The organism is Pantoea sp. 9140 (assembly GCF_000745295.1).
GTDB classification, from domain to species: Bacteria; Pseudomonadota; Gammaproteobacteria; order Enterobacterales; family Enterobacteriaceae; genus Pantoea; species Pantoea vagans.
Map to the genome: position 1 here is coordinate 2,627,896 of NZ_JQNO01000001.1, position 14,456 is coordinate 2,642,351.

At 52.7% G+C, this 14,456-nt stretch carries 13 protein-coding genes; 4 read left to right on the forward strand and 9 right to left on the reverse strand.

Features of this window, described 5'->3' with window-relative positions; genetic code table 11:
- Positions 1-2: 2 nt before the first annotated feature.
- The 4 genes from nuoC to lrhA form a co-directional block, all read right to left on the reverse strand.
- The gene (gene nuoC / locus FA92_RS12155; RefSeq protein ID WP_033783732.1) at positions 3-1,802 is read right to left on the reverse strand and encodes an NADH-quinone oxidoreductase subunit C/D; all 1,800 of its coding nucleotides are present in this window, start codon (positions 1,800-1,802) and stop codon (positions 3-5) included.
- Positions 1,803-1,915: 113 nt separating this feature from the next.
- Positions 1,916-2,593 (reverse strand): NADH-quinone oxidoreductase subunit B, encoded by a 678-nt coding sequence (locus FA92_RS12160; protein WP_013358574.1) that lies wholly within the window; start codon positions 2,591-2,593, stop codon positions 1,916-1,918.
- A 15-nt stretch (positions 2,594-2,608) separates the two neighbouring features.
- Entirely contained in the window at positions 2,609-3,052 is a 444-nt protein-coding gene (locus FA92_RS12165) for an NADH-quinone oxidoreductase subunit A (protein ID WP_010258058.1), read from the reverse strand.
- A 638-nt stretch (positions 3,053-3,690) separates the two neighbouring features.
- Positions 3,691-4,614 (reverse strand): transcriptional regulator LrhA, encoded by a 924-nt coding sequence (gene lrhA / locus FA92_RS12170; protein WP_013358575.1) that lies wholly within the window; start codon positions 4,612-4,614, stop codon positions 3,691-3,693.
- A 963-nt stretch (positions 4,615-5,577) separates the two neighbouring features.
- On the opposite strand from lrhA, the gene FA92_RS12175 reads away from it, so the two are divergent.
- The gene (locus tag FA92_RS12175; RefSeq protein WP_033783733.1) at positions 5,578-6,795 is read left to right on the forward strand and encodes a pyridoxal phosphate-dependent aminotransferase; all 1,218 of its coding nucleotides are present in this window, start codon (positions 5,578-5,580) and stop codon (positions 6,793-6,795) included.
- 69 nt (positions 6,796-6,864) lie between these two features.
- Positions 6,865-7,464 (forward strand): 5'-deoxynucleotidase, encoded by a 600-nt coding sequence (gene yfbR / locus FA92_RS12180; protein WP_013358577.1) that lies wholly within the window; start codon positions 6,865-6,867, stop codon positions 7,462-7,464.
- Between the two features lie 29 nt (positions 7,465-7,493).
- Here yfbR and FA92_RS12185 read toward each other — a convergent pair whose 3' ends face one another.
- The 3 genes from FA92_RS12185 to yfbV form a co-directional block, all read right to left on the reverse strand.
- Complete coding sequence (locus FA92_RS12185) at positions 7,494-8,153, reverse strand: sugar phosphatase (protein WP_033784644.1); 660 nt, start codon at positions 8,151-8,153, stop codon at positions 7,494-7,496.
- Between the two features lie 13 nt (positions 8,154-8,166).
- Entirely contained in the window at positions 8,167-8,661 is a 495-nt protein-coding gene (locus FA92_RS12190; RefSeq protein WP_033783734.1) for a YfbU family protein, read from the reverse strand.
- Between the two features lie 145 nt (positions 8,662-8,806).
- Positions 8,807-9,259 (reverse strand): terminus macrodomain insulation protein YfbV, encoded by a 453-nt coding sequence (gene yfbV, locus FA92_RS12195; RefSeq protein WP_033783735.1) that lies wholly within the window; start codon positions 9,257-9,259, stop codon positions 8,807-8,809.
- 337 nt (positions 9,260-9,596) lie between these two features.
- Here yfbV and ackA point away from each other — a divergent pair, with 337 nt between their 5' ends.
- Together ackA and pta are read left to right on the forward strand one after the other, a co-directional pair.
- Positions 9,597-10,799, forward strand: coding sequence for an acetate kinase (ackA, locus tag FA92_RS12200; protein ID WP_033733374.1), 1,203 nt, complete (start codon positions 9,597-9,599; stop codon positions 10,797-10,799).
- Between the two features lie 86 nt (positions 10,800-10,885).
- Entirely contained in the window at positions 10,886-13,015 is a 2,130-nt protein-coding gene (gene pta, locus FA92_RS12205) for a phosphate acetyltransferase (RefSeq protein ID WP_033733375.1), read from the forward strand.
- A 110-nt stretch (positions 13,016-13,125) separates the two neighbouring features.
- Here pta and yfcD read toward each other — a convergent pair whose 3' ends face one another.
- Together yfcD and yfcF are read right to left on the reverse strand one after the other, a co-directional pair.
- The gene (yfcD, locus tag FA92_RS12210) at positions 13,126-13,650 is read right to left on the reverse strand and encodes an NUDIX hydrolase YfcD (protein ID WP_003854255.1); all 525 of its coding nucleotides are present in this window, start codon (positions 13,648-13,650) and stop codon (positions 13,126-13,128) included.
- A 108-nt stretch (positions 13,651-13,758) separates the two neighbouring features.
- Positions 13,759-14,400, reverse strand: a complete 642-nt coding sequence (gene yfcF / locus FA92_RS12215; protein ID WP_033733376.1) for a glutathione transferase — start codon at positions 14,398-14,400, stop codon at positions 13,759-13,761.
- Positions 14,401-14,456 lie beyond the last annotated feature (56 nt).

Genomic DNA, 14,456 nt, shown 5'->3' on the forward strand with positions numbered 1-14,456 from the left:
AATTAGCGGTCCACGTCTGACATAACAAAATCGATACTACCCAGATATACGATCAGGTCGGATACCAGGCTGCCACGGATTACGGAAGGAATCTGCTGCAGATGCGGGAAGCTCGGCGTACGCACGCGGGTGCGGTAGCTCATGGTGCTGCCATCGCTGGTCAGGTAGTAGCTGTTGATCCCTTTCGTCGCTTCAATCATCTGGAACGATTCATTGGCTGGCATCACCGGTCCCCAGGACACCTGCAGGAAGTGGGTAATCAGCGTTTCAATGTGCTGCAGCGTGCGCTCTTTCGGTGGCGGCGTGGTCAGCGGGTGATCCGCTTTAAACGGCCCCTCTGGCATATTATTGAGACACTGCTCAAGAATACGCAGCGACTGCCACATCTCTTCCATCTTCAGCTGAACGCGGCTATACGCATCGCTGACGCCGTCGCCGACCGGGATTTCGAAATCGAAGTTTTCGTAGCCTGAATAGGGACGCCATTTACGCACGTCAAAGTCGAGACCCGTTGCACGCAGACCGGCACCGGTCGTGCCCCACGCCAGCGCCTCTTCCATGTTGTACGCAGCCACGCCTTTAGAACGACCAATCAGCACGGTGTTACGCAGTGCAGCTTTGTCATATTCCTTCAGACGCTTCGGCATCCAGTCCAGGAAGTCACGCAGCAGACGTTCCCAGCCACGCGGCAGGTCGTGTGCGACGCCACCGATGCGGAACCAGGCCGGATGCATACGGAAACCGGTAATGGCTTCAACTACGTCATAGATTTTCTGGCGATCGGTAAAGGCAAAGAACACCGGTGTCATGGCACCGACGTCCTGAATAAAGGTGGAGATATAGAGCAGATGGCTGTTGATGCGGAACAGCTCAGAGAGCATGACACGGATCACGTTAACGCGATCGGGCACCACGATACCGGCCAGTTTTTCCACTGCCAGCACGTACGGCATTTCGTTTACGCAACCGCCGAGGTATTCGATACGGTCTGTGTAAGGAATGTAGCTGTGCCACGACTGACGTTCACCCATCTTTTCGGCACCACGATGGTGATAACCGATGTCAGGCACGCAGTCGACAATCTCTTCACCATCCAGCTGCAGAATGATGCGGAATGCACCGTGCGCCGACGGGTGGTTAGGCCCGAGGTTGAGGAACATGAAGTCTTCGTTGGTAGTACTGCGCTTCATGCCCCAGTCTTCGGGCTTAAAGGTCAGCGCCTCCATCTCTAAATCTTCTTTCTGCTTAGTCAGCGTGAAAGGATCGAATTCGGTGGCGCGCGCCGGGTAATCCTTACGCAGCGGATGGCCTTCCCAGGTCGACGGCATCATGATGCGGGTCAGGTGCGGGTGGCCATCAAAGGTAATACCAAACATCTCCCAGGTTTCACGCTCATACCAGTTGGCATTCGGGAAAAGACGGGTGATGGTCGGCAGATGCATGTCGTTTTCAGAGAGTGCCACCTTGAGCATGATGTCGCGGTTACGCTCAATCGACAGCAGGTGGTAGAAAACGGAAAAATCCGCCGCAGGCAGGCCTGCACGGTGGGTACGCAAACGCTCATCCACGCCATGCAGGTCATACAGCATGACGTAAGGCTTGGGTAATTTACGCAGAAACTCGATGATTTCCAGTATCTGTTCACGCTTAACCCATACCACCGGAATGCCGGTGCGGGTTGGCTGAACAGTGAAGGCATCCGGCCCAAAACGGTTACGCAACTCGCCGATCACCGGGTCATCAAGGTGATCACGGGTTTGCCATAGAGGCTGAGCGAGATCTTGCGTGGTCAAATCTGTCATACGTTACTCACCATTCCGGCCTGGTCTCAGGCACTCAAATGAAGGCGTCAGGATGGGGCCATGCATTAAATTGTGATGTTCTGCTGCAGGCGCGGTTTTCCATCCATACGGTTTTAAACTTCGTCCGGGCTGCGCAGGTTTGTGACTGCGATGCGCTCTGAACGTTTTCTTTCACGCTCTGAAGGCATGTTGGCGCGGTAAACGCCCTGGTCGCCGACAACCCACGAAAGCGGACGGCGCTCTTTGCCGATCGACTCCTGCAACAGCAGCAGTGCCTGCATGTAAGCTTCAGGACGTGGCGGGCAGCCAGGAATGTAAACATCGACCGGCAGGAATTTATCGACGCCCTGCACCACCGAATAGATGTCATACATGCCGCCCGAGTTGGCGCAGGCACCCATGGAAATCACCCATTTTGGTTCCAGCATTTGATCGTACAAACGCTGAATAACCGGGGCCATTTTAGTAAACGGCGTACCGGCAATAACCATGAAATCCGCCTGACGTGGCGAGGCGCGCATAACTTCCGCACCAAAACGCGCCACGTCGTGAACCGCGGTAAACGACGTTGTCATCTCTACGTAACAACAGGACAAGCCGAAATTGTAGGGCCAGAGGGAGTTTTTACGTCCCCAGTTCACCATGTCATGCAGGGCATTTTCGAGTTTGCCCATATAAACGCTGCGATGAACGTGCTGCTCCAGCGGATCGCTGACGATTTCCTGCTTTTGCAGAGGATAACGGTCGTTCTCACCACCGTTCGGGTCTATGCGGGTGAGCGTATAGTCCATCTTATTGCCTCTCTTTTACTGCTTATGAGGATTGGTGTGGCTGACCGTAGTGGTTTTCACCACCACGCGACGACGAGCTGGCGCCCAGTCCAGTGCGCCAATGCGTACCAGATAGACCAGCCCCGCCAGGAGCACCAAAATGAAAATTGCGGCTTCCACAAAGCCGATCCAACCGCTTTCACGGATTGAAGTCGCCCATGCGTATAAAAAGAGGGCTTCGACGTCGAAAATGACGAAAAACATCGCAACCAGATAAAATTTCGCCGACAGGCGGATATGGGTATCACCAACGGATTCGATGCCCGATTCGAATGGCGTGTCTTTGTAGCGGGCGCGCGCTCTGCCGCCAAGCAGCCATCCTCCGGTCAGCATGAAAGCACACAGGCCAAAGGCAATAACGATAAATACGATAAACGCCCAGTGCTGAGCGATGATTTCGGTGGTAGTTGACATACTCATTGCTTACTCATCAAAAGTGGCGCTGGCATCCTGCACGCGTTTCCCGCAGCAAACTGACCACATCGATTCAAGGGAAGGGTAAAAACCTTTTAAATGTTGCTGTTATCAGGTAATAAGCAGCCATTTTATGGGGTTTTTTACTCCTTTCTATAACCTTTTGTCAACTTTGACAAAAGTATCCAAACATTATTTCACACCTGCATCATATTATTAACAAATGATGCCCCGCTTTCCAGCTAAATCGCTTCAGTCTGTAGGGTTAATTTTAGTGTAGCGGGTATTCACATGCATGGATCGTGCATTTAACAAACATATTTTGACAGGTATCATCCTGTTTTCCTTCCCCTTCTCAGGGGTATTTTCTTGATCCAGAACACACTTCTGTCCTTTGTGCGCTAATTTTCTCCAAATGAAACAGCGATCCAGAACAAATGATTCGTTTTTTCGGTTTTTACGTTTCAGTTCATTGCAGGATGAAATTATTCAGGAGGGTAACGTCAGGGAGAAGAGCTGGTGAGGAGAGTCGGGCGAGGCGCAGACACAAAAAAGCCTCTCGTTCTGTTCAGGGAATGAGAGGCCTATTTATAAGCGTTTGTTAAGGCAACTATGCCTGTGTTGAGTACAACACGTTAGCGAAATTACTCTTCGTCATCCAGCAACAGCGTACCGTCTGGATTATTGCTCAGGTTATACGGGTCGTTGGTGGACTGCATGGCGTTAAAGATAGCCAGTGCCAGCTCATTATCGCTGTCAGGATTGCGGCACAGCAGATATTGCGTATCCGGCAATACCGGCAGCCCTTCCGCCGCACCCATAACACGCAGTTCCGGGCTCATCATCTCTACCGGACGCGCTGTCACGCCCAGTCCCGCTTTCACCGCGGCGCGTACTGCAGCCAGTGTGGAAGCGACGTATGAGATACGCCACGGTATGCCAGCTTCATTGAGATGATCAATCGCCATATCGCGGTAAGGACTTGGCTCATCCAGCAGCACCAATGGAATAGCTTCGCCGCGCTGGAAGATATAATCCGCTGCGCAGTACCACAAGGTAGGTGAAGTACGCAGTACCTGATAGGTAAAGTTACCCGGGCTTGAGGTCGTCACAACCAGGTCCACTTCACCCTGATTGAGCATTTCCATCATAAACGGATTACGTTTAACCCGAACATCGATTGCCAGTTTCGGATAAACCGAGGTTACCCGGTTTAACAGGAAAGGCAGAATAGTGTCAGAGGTGTCATCAGAGGCACCAATGGTCAGCACGCCCTGAATATTACTGTACATCAGCGAAGTGCAGGCTTCGTCGTTGAAACGAAGGATTTTTCTGGCATAGCCTAAAAGCTGGATCCCGTGCTCTGTTAACAGCTTATTACGTCCATGTCTGGCAAACAGCTCTTTACCTACCAATTGTTCCAGACGCTGCATCTGCTGACTGACTGCTGACTGGGTTCTGCAGACCGCTGCAGCGGCCGCTGCAAAGGTATTCAAATCCGCAACGGCAACGAAAGTTCTCAGCAGATCGAGGTCGAGATTGAGTATCGGACGATTTGCATTAGTCATGTTTTTTCTTCACTTATAAGATTTTTACGAACTACTACCCTGGTGTTATTACAAGCTTATCAAAGTGATAAGCAGTAATGGTGCTTAATGACAGTCCTGTGTGAAGACTGACACAAAAAAAATTCATCTGGAACCGGCACTGCTGACTCAACTGAAAGGGTCACGGTGCTCTCAAGACAGATACAACTTCTGAACCGATGGCGCTGGGGTGCGCAAATGCAGGAAGCTGCGTAGTTGTCTTATTCCCACCAGAAATTATCGGGCGGGATAAAAATCGCACTTTTCAGGCCAGCAAGACGAAGCGGCTATGTGCATTAAATAATAAATTATACTTAATCATTTTTGACTTCAAAATGGAAATGATTTTGTGAAAAGCGCTGTAAATTTTGTGCTAAAGGCATTTCCGGACCCTTATGCCACATTATTGATCACTTTTTAAGCCTTCAGCGTTCCGAAATTTAGTGAAGAAGTGTTAAGTACTGCTCACAATCCTGATAAAAGCGTGCCAGAAACACCTCTTCATTTGGTACTTTTCCGGCAATCACAAGGCCTTAAACAGGTCACTCTTAAGCAGTGTTAAGGCGTAGTCGTTGCACGCGTCATAAAATTGTCCACAAAGTGAACATTTATAAAATATCCTTTAACTATTTACCTGAGTGTATATTTCAGGTGCAAAGAAAAGCGTCCTTTCCATAACGTTCATATTTCATTTCACAATACCCAAGCCATATGTTGTCTCAGCCCCGCTTTAGATAGTTTAAAATATTCCTATATGCATCATTTCTGGTTTTATCAACCGCATCATGTACTGGTAAATATTTTTTACGCTACTCACCGTCTAAAAAGTTGTCGAACCCGCCAAAACGGGGCGGCACCCTTCATTTGTGAGCGGCAGGAGAGTACATTGTGCTGGTTCGATTTCAGTGGCAGCCAAAAAGGATTCTGCCCGTTAAGGCGGTAACAATGACTTTTCAAATAGATAAATCCGGAAAACTCGATAACGTCTGCTATGACATCCGTGGCCCGGTCCTGAAAGAGGCGAAGCGCCTCGAAGAAGAAGGCAATAAAGTTCTTAAGCTGAACATCGGCAATCCGGCACCGTTCGGTTTCGAAGCACCGGATGAAATTCTGGTCGATGTGATTCGTAATCTTCCCAGTGCTCAGGGCTATTGCGACTCCAAGGGTCTCTATTCCGCCCGTAAAGCGATCATGCAGCACTATCAGGCGCGCGACATGCGTGATGTCACGGTAGAAGATATCTACATTGGCAACGGCGTTTCAGAGCTCATCGTGCAGGCGATGCAGGCGTTACTGAACGGCGGCGACGAAATGCTGGTGCCAGCACCTGACTATCCGTTGTGGACGGCTGCGGTTTCCCTCTCCAGTGGAAAAGCGGTACATTATCTGTGTGATGAGTCAGCAGGCTGGTTCCCTGACCTGGATGATATCCGCAGCAAGATCACCCCGCGTACCCGCGGTATCGTAATTATCAACCCGAACAACCCGACCGGTGCGGTCTACAGCAAAGAGCTGCTGTTAGAGGTGGTTGAGATTGCGCGTCAGCATAACCTGATTATTTTTGCCGATGAGATCTACGATAAGATCCTTTACGACGAGGCACAGCACCACTGCATCGCAGCCCTGGCCCCGGATCTGCTGACCGTAACCTTCAATGGCCTATCTAAAACCTATCGTGTAGCCGGTTTCCGTCAGGGCTGGATGGTACTGAACGGGCCGAAGAAACATGCGAAAGGCTACATTGAAGGGCTGGAGATGCTGGCGTCTATGCGCCTGTGTGCCAACGTACCGGCCCAGCATGCCATCCAGACGGCGCTGGGCGGCTACCAGAGCATCAGCGAATTTATTATGCCTGGTGGTCGTCTTTATGAGCAGCGCCAGCGTGCCTGGGAATTGATCAACGATATTCCCGGCGTCAGCTGTGTGAAGCCGCAGGGCGCGCTCTACATGTTCCCGAAAATTGACGCCAAAAAATTCAATATTTTTGACGATCAAAAAATGGTGCTGGATTTTCTGCTTCAGGAGAAGGTGCTGCTGGTACAGGGTAGCGCGTTCAACTGGCCATGGCCCGATCACCTGCGCATTGTTACGCTGCCTCGTGTGGATGATCTGGAGATGGCGATTAATAAATTTGGTCGCTTCCTGCAAGGCTATCGCCAGTAATCACGCCCGCGTATACTGACGCTATTTGGGGAGAGCCTGTCTCTCCCCTGCCTGCTAACAGGAACGCTCATGACACAAAGCCACTTCTTTGCTCACCTCTCCCGTCTTAAGCTGATCAACCGCTGGCCACTGATGCGCAATGTGCGTACCGAGAATGTTTCTGAACACAGTCTGCAGGTCGCCATGGTGGCGCACGCGCTGGCCGTCATCAAAAACCTTAAATTCAGTGGCTCGCTTAACGCCGACCGCATCGCCATGCTGGCGCTTTATCATGACGCCAGCGAAGTGCTCACCGGCGATTTACCCACCCCGGTTAAGTATTACAACGCACAGATTGCCCACGAATATAAGAAAATCGAGAAGATTGCCCAGCAGAAACTGATTGAGATGCTGCCGGAAGAGTTTCAGGCGATCTATCGCCCGCTGATCGACGAGCATCTGCATAGCGAAGAGGAGCAGGCCGTGGTGAAACAGGCAGATGCGCTCTGTGCCTATGTAAAATGTCTTGAGGAGCTGTCTGCCGGCAATAACGAATTTCTGCTGGCCAAAGCGCGGCTGGAAAAGACCCTGGCACAGCGGCGTTCGCCAGAGATGGATTACTTCGTTGAGGTGTTTATTCCAAGCTTCAGCCTGTCGCTGGATGAAATTTCGCAGGATACGCCACTGTAAACCCGACGGCATGGCCGCCGGGCGGATCTTTAAGCCTGCTGGCTGAAGGTAAAGCTGCCATCAGACTCGCGGGTGATAATCAGAGACGCCAGTGAGTCGAGCTTAAGCGCCACCTCATCCAGTCGTGGCGTTTCCGCTGGGGGATTAATAGCAATCACCGCACAGCCGGCGTTCAGGCCGGACAGAATACCGGCGGGTGCATCTTCTGCTACCACGCATGACGTCGCCGCTAACCCCAGCCTCTCTGCACCAAGCAGATAAGGATCGGGCTCAGGTTTGCCTTTAGCGACCTGCTCAGCGGTAATGAAGACGGCGGGCTTCGGTAATCCTGCGGCTTTGTGACGAGCATGAGCGACCGGCACAGAACCTGAAGTGACGATCGCCCAGGGAATCTGCAGCTCGTTCAGCCGGTTCAGCAGCGCATGGGCGCCTGGCAGCGCCTGCACACCGTCGGTGTCTGCCGCTTCAGCCTGCTCCAGCGCGACAAACTCCGCCTGAATAGCCTCTTCCGACTGGCCTGCCATGAAATGACGCAGAGAGGTAATCGCCTGTTTGCCATGGATGAAATCCAGGATCTCATCAGCGTCGATACCATGACGGGCACCCCACTGGCTCCAGGCTCGTTCAACCGCTGGCAGTGAGTCCACCAGCGTGCCGTCTAAATCAAATAGAAAACCTATGTAGGTCACGCGCTCCTCCTCATCAGGCATTAATCACTTGCGCAATTTCGTTTGCACTTAAATGGTACTGGCGCGGGCAAGTCTGCCACAAAGCTAACATGCGTTGATACTTTTCCCACATTGGGGTCTGCGCGTTAAAACCGTGGGTACCGGAATCAAAGTGGGTATAACGCCCTTCTGTATTGACCATAAAACGGACGTAACCCAGCAGGCGTGCTTCCGTTGCTGCATCAAAGCCCAGAAAGGCGAGACGGCGCTCTTCCAGCTGACCTTTATCCTTCAGGTTCGACCAGGAGACGTGGAGCGCATGATGCATTTCCATTATATCGATCACGGTCCGGCATATCGCTTCACTCAGTTCGCCAAACTCTTTATCCAGCTCGCGCATCTGCAGCGCATAACCGCGTTCGATAATGGTCTGGTAACGGCGAAAACGTTCTGCATTTTCCGGCTCAAGCATGGCCATGATTTTGTACTGGTTGGTAAGAATCAGACGCTGCGCATGGGTCATTTCCATCATTCACTCCCGGTCAGAGACCGCTCAGTTAATCGACAATGGAGAAATGATTGCACAGCGTTAGCGACACGGAAATCGCCGTATCGCCTTTCTTTGATTTGGCCGCAGGTTAGCGGTAATTATTTTACCGCCAGCCCGGGAGGAGTCAGAGATCGTCCAGGAAAGTGCGGTCGAGTTGTTTAAACGCCCGCTTAAGCAGATCGGCCAGCGCCTGATAGGTCGGCTTGCCTTCAACCGGCGCTATCGCCTGCCCCGCTTCTTCCAGCCGGGCACGCACTTCATGAAACCAGTTAAGCAGCGTCGGCGGCAGCGGCGTGACTGAACGCTTGCCCAGCCACCACAATCCCTGCATCGGCAGGCTGCAGGCAAACATCGCCGTCGCCACGGCAGGCCCCAACTGACCGCCCATCGCGATCTGCCAGGTCAGCGTAAAAATCGCCAGCGGTGGCATAAAGCGAATGGCGAAACGCGTTGCTGATGAAACGCGGTTTTCCGGGAACACCGGGGCCAGGCGCTTATCAGCAGGCCAGGTCTTCATATAGTGCTGGCCGCGCTGAAACATCCGAAACCAACTGGTACTGCCAGATTCATTCGCCATGGCTCACCTCAACTAATACTGCAAAGATTAAAAAATAGTTATAACCACACAACTTTACGTAACATCCTTCAATTATTTTTGTCTTTAAAGATGACTCCAGCTATTCTGACGCCGTTTTAACACCTTTCCGCACGCGGGATGCGCCGTTGGGAAGAGGCCTGAGCCATATTTCGACAAGGCAATCTTCAAATTTTCGCGTAAGATTGCTGAAATTTTTTGCGGAAATGCAGGTTTCTGTCTACCGCATGATGTTTGTCATTAATCTACCAGCTTTCATGGGCTACGCTGTTAGTCTGATTGCGTTTTATTTAGCCACTCTCAAAAAATAGGTACTTCCATGTCGAGTAAGTTAGTTCTGGTTCTGAACTGTGGCAGCTCTTCCCTGAAGTTTGCCATTCTCAACCCTGCCAGCGGTGAAGAGTTCCTGTCAGGCCTGGCGGAATGTTTCCACCTTCCTGAGGCCCGCATCAAATGGAAGCTGGAAGGCGAAAAACAGGAAGCGCCTCTGGGTGCTGGCGCAGCGCATAGCGAAGCGCTGAACTTTATTGTTAAAACCATTCTGGCACAAAAACCTGAGCTTTCGGCACAAATTGCTGCAATCGGCCATCGTATCGTTCATGGCGGCGAGAAGCTGACTCAGTCAGTCATCATTACTGAAGACGTGGTACAGGGCATCAAGGACGCCTCTTCTTTTGCACCGCTGCACAACCCGGCTCATCTGATCGGTATTGATGAAGCGATGAAAAACTTCCCACACCTGTCAGATAAGAATGTCGCGGTATTCGACACGGCTTTCCATCAGACAATGCCGGAAGAGTCTTACCTCTATGCGCTGCCGTACAAATTATATAAAGAGCATGGCGTTCGTCGCTATGGCGCGCATGGCACCAGCCATTTCTATGTGACTCACGAAGCCGCTAAAATGCTTAACAAGCCGCTTGAGTCACTGAACATTATCACCTGTCACCTCGGTAATGGTGGTTCAGTTTCTGCTATTCGTAACGGCGAGTGCGTAGACACCTCTATGGGTCTGACTCCGCTGGAAGGTCTGGTGATGGGAACCCGCAGTGGCGACATCGATCCGGCCATCATCTTCTTCCTGCACGATACGCTGGGTATGAGCGTTGACGCCATCAATAAACTGCTGACCAAAGAGTCTGGCCTGTTAGGGCTGACCGAAGTCACCAGCGACTGCCGCTACGTAGAAGACAACTACACCACCAAAGAAGATGCGAAGCGCGCAATGGATGTCTTCTGTCATCGCCTGGCGAAATATATCGGCAGCTACACCGCGCTGATGGATGGCCGTCTTGACGCCGTCGTGTTCACTGGCGGCATCGGTGAAAACGCCGCGATGGTCCGTGAACTTTCACTGAAAAAACTGGCACTGCTGGGCTTTGACGTGGACCACGAGCGCAACCTGGCAGCCCGTTTCGGCAAATCAGGCTACATCAATAAAGAAGGCACCCGCCCGGCGCTGGTGATTCCGACCAACGAAGAGCTGGTCATCGCCCAGGACGCCGCGCGTCTGACTGCGTAAAACACTTCTCTCCGTCAGCTCAGGCTGACGGAGTTGTTTCTGACACCCTGCCATTACTGAGAGGTTCAAACGTGTCACGTACAATTATGCTCATTCCGACCGGCACCAGCGTCGGCCTGACCAGCGTCAGCCTTGGCGTTATTCGCGCCATGGAGCGCAAAGGTGTTCGCCTTAGCGTCTTTAAGCCGATTGCTCAGCCACGTGCTGGCGGCGACACTCCGGATCAAACCACCACCATCATCCGTAAGAACTCCTCGATTCCTGCCGCTGAACCGCTGCAGATGTCGCGCGTTGAGTCACTGCTGGGTTCCAACCAGCAGGATGTACTGATGGAAGAGATCATCTCCCGTTATCATGCCAACACTCAGGATGCTGAAGTGGTACTGGTTGAAGGTCTGGTGCCAACCCGTAAGCATCAGTTTGCCAACGCGCTGAACTATGAAATCGCCAAAACCCTGAACGCGGAAATCGTCTTCGTGATGGCGCTGGGCAATGACTCTCCGGCGCAGCTGAAAGAGCGCATTGAGCTGACGCAAAGCAGCTTCGGCGGTCAGAAGAACAAAAACATCACTGGCGTGATCATCAACAAACTCAACGCGCCGGTCGACGATCAGGGACGTACCCGCCCTGACCTGTCAGAAATCTTTGATGATTCCTCAAAAGCCAGCATCGCCAACATTGATCCTAAGCAGCTCTTCTCAGACAGCCCGCTGCCCGTGCTGGGCTGCGTGCCGTGGAGCTTTGATCTGATAGCCACCCGCGCGATCGATATGTGCCGCCACCTGGATGCACGCATCATTAACGAAGGCGAGATTCAGACCCGCCGGGTTAAATCCGTTACCTTCTGCGCCCGCAGTATCCCGCACATGCTGGAGCATTTCCGTCCTGGCTCACTGCTGGTGACTTCGGCTGACCGTCCGGATGTGCTGGTCGCCGCCTGTCTGGCTGCGATGAACGGCATTGAGATTGGCGCAATCCTGCTGACCGGTAACTACGAGATTGACGATCGCATTGCCCGTCTCTGCGACCGTGCCTTCCAGACCGGCCTGCCGGTGTTTATGGTGAAAACCAATACCTGGCAGACCTCACTGAGCCTGCAGAGCTTTAATCTTGAAGTGCCTGCTGATGACACGCAGCGCATCGAGAAAGTGCAGGAATATGTCGCCAGCTACATTAATGCAGAGTGGATTGAGTCACTGACCGCCACATCTGAGCGCAGCCGTCGCCTGTCACCACCTGCCTTCCGCTATCAGCTTACCGAGCTGGCACGTAAAGCGGGTAAACGCGTGGTGCTGCCAGAGGGTGATGAGCCGCGTACGGTTAAAGCGGCCGCTATCTGTGCCGAGCGCGGCATCGCCACCTGCGTACTGTTAGGCAACCCGGAGGAGATTCAGCGTGTCGCTGCGGCTCAGGGTGTTGAACTGGGCAAAGGCGTTGAGATTGTTGACCCGGAACAGGTTCGCGAAAACTACGTGCCGCGTCTGGTTGAGTTGCGTAAGAGCAAAGGCATGACCGAGGTGGTTGCTCAGGAGCAACTGGAAGATAACGTGGTACTCGGCACTATGATGCTGGAGAGCGGCGAAGTGGATGGCCTGGTGTCAGGTGCAGTTCACACCACGGCCAATACCATTCGTCCGCCGCTGCAGCTGATCAAAACCGCGCCTAACAGCTCACTGGTTTCCTCGGTGTTCTTTATGCTGCTGCCGGAGCAGGTGCTGGTTTACGGTGACTGCGCAATTAACCCGGATCCGACCGCGGAGCAGCTGGCTGAGATCGCTATCCAGTCAGCCGATTCTGCCAGCGCCTTTGGTATCGATCCGCGCGTTGCGATGATCTCCTACTCTACCGGCACGTCAGGTGCGGGCAGCGACGTTGAGAAAGTGCGTGAAGCAACGCGCATTGCGCAGGAGAAACGGCCAGATCTGGTGATCGATGGTCCGCTGCAGTATGACGCCGCGATCATGGAAGATGTGGCGAAATCCAAAGCGCCGAATTCTCAGGTTGCCGGCCGCGCTACTGTGTTTATCTTCCCGGATCTCAACACCGGTAACACCACCTACAAAGCGGTACAGCGTTCAGCCGATCTGATCTCCATCGGACCGATGCTGCAGGGTATGCGTAAGCCGGTCAACGACCTGTCTCGCGGTGCGCTGGTGGATGACATCGTTTATACCATCGCCCTGACGGCGATTCAGTCCCAGCAGGCTGAAGGCTAAGCGGCTGGTCATAACGAAAAAGGCATGCCCCAGAGCATGCCTTTTTTTTCGCCGGTAACAAAGCGGCTCTGTCTGATGCGGATGAATAACCTGAAGTAAAATGCCTGTTTTCAGGCCCGGTTATCGCCGTTGCGGCTCATCCACAGGGAGAGCGCTTTCAGCGAATCGTCGGTGAACTCATCACAACGTGCGGTAATCTCATCGGGCGTCATCCAGATAATCTCATCGACTTCCGATTCCTGCATGGCGAATGGCCCGTGTGATACACAACTGAACAGACCGCCCCAGACACGACAGTGCTGATCTTCGAAGTAGAATTTGCCATGTTCAGCAAACGGCACCGCGGCAATCCCTAACTCCTCTTCTGCTTCACGTCGCGCAGATTCCAGCATATCTTCACCGCTCTGCACCACGCCGCCCGCGGTTGCGTCCAGTTTGCCCGGCATAAAATCTTTTATCTCGGTGCGACGCTGTACCAGAATCTTACCCATACCGTCATGAACCACAATATAGGTGGCGCGGTGACGCAGGCACTGAGCACGCATCTGCGCACGTGTCGCCTGAGCAACGACTTCATTCTCTTCGTTTACGATATCGACCCACTCGATGCCGTCACCCGCAGTTTGATCCACCATCAGTAACCCTTTCCTGTTTGGCGTACAGTTGTGTACGCAGTTTGCCACGTCGTTATTTTTATGTGGCGTAAGGTAATCACTTCCGACAGCCTGAGCAAGCCCTGGCTGTTACCGATTTTTACCACTTTCTGCTAACCACAGTTGTACCGAGGCTCGCTGCCACTGAAACTCAGCATAATGCCGCAGGCGGGCGGGCAAAGGATCGCCATGTAATACCAGTCGGTTAAGCATTACTGCCAGATCGGTATCTGCAATGGACCACTCACCAAACAGGTTCTGTTGCCCCTCAGGCAGCAGACGATCGACAGCGGTAACCAGTTTATCCACCGCCTGCTGCGCTGACGCAGTCAGTGGCGCAAAACGTTCACCGGCAAACAGCACTTCTGTCGGACGCTCCTGACGGATCCACAGGAAGTCACTGCGCAGCCAGGCCTGAATCTCACGGGCACGGGCGCGCTTTTCCCGATCGCGCGGATAGAGGCGCTCAAATTCGGGTGCCGGAAAACGCTCTTCGAGATATTCGGTAATCGCCGAGGATTCGCTTAACAGGAAGTCATCAATCTGGAGAGTCGGCACGCGGCAGGTCAGCGACAGCTCGCGGTATGCTGCGGCGTATTGCTGATTCTGCGACAAATCGACACGTTTCAGCTGGAAAGGGATCCCTTTTTCGGTAAGAGCAACATAGGCAGACATAGCGTAAGGACTGAAAAATGATGAATCTGACCACAGGGTGATGGACGGATAATTCATCGGTTACCTCAATTGGCTGTCAGGGTTGCATCATGTTTACCGATTTTTTTTTGCGA

What these genes read in the sequence shown, in the direction of transcription:
- nuoC (WP_033783732.1), bottom strand. Translation starts at nt 1,802, where the DNA reads ATGACAGATTTGACCACGCAAGATCTCGCTCAGCCTCTATGGCAAACC.
- FA92_RS12190 (WP_033783734.1), bottom strand. Translation starts at nt 8,661, where the DNA reads ATGGAAATGACCCATGCGCAGCGTCTGATTCTTACCAACCAGTACAAA.
- ackA (WP_033733374.1), top strand. Translation starts at nt 9,597, where the DNA reads ATGTCGAGTAAGTTAGTTCTGGTTCTGAACTGTGGCAGCTCTTCCCTG.
- FA92_RS12175 (WP_033783733.1), top strand. Translation starts at nt 5,578, where the DNA reads ATGACTTTTCAAATAGATAAATCCGGAAAACTCGATAACGTCTGCTAT.
- yfbV (WP_033783735.1), bottom strand. Translation starts at nt 9,259, where the DNA reads ATGGCGAATGAATCTGGCAGTACCAGTTGGTTTCGGATGTTTCAGCGC.
- pta (WP_033733375.1), top strand. Translation starts at nt 10,886, where the DNA reads ATGCTCATTCCGACCGGCACCAGCGTCGGCCTGACCAGCGTCAGCCTT.
- yfbR (WP_013358577.1), top strand. Translation starts at nt 6,865, where the DNA reads ATGACACAAAGCCACTTCTTTGCTCACCTCTCCCGTCTTAAGCTGATC.
- yfcD (WP_003854255.1), bottom strand. Translation starts at nt 13,650, where the DNA reads ATGGTGGATCAAACTGCGGGTGACGGCATCGAGTGGGTCGATATCGTA.
- FA92_RS12160 (WP_013358574.1), bottom strand. Translation starts at nt 2,593, where the DNA reads ATGGACTATACGCTCACCCGCATAGACCCGAACGGTGGTGAGAACGAC.
- lrhA (WP_013358575.1), bottom strand. Translation starts at nt 4,614, where the DNA reads ATGACTAATGCAAATCGTCCGATACTCAATCTCGACCTCGATCTGCTG.
- yfcF (WP_033733376.1), bottom strand. Translation starts at nt 14,400, where the DNA reads ATGAATTATCCGTCCATCACCCTGTGGTCAGATTCATCATTTTTCAGT.
- FA92_RS12165 (WP_010258058.1), bottom strand. Translation starts at nt 3,052, where the DNA reads ATGAGTATGTCAACTACCACCGAAATCATCGCTCAGCACTGGGCGTTT.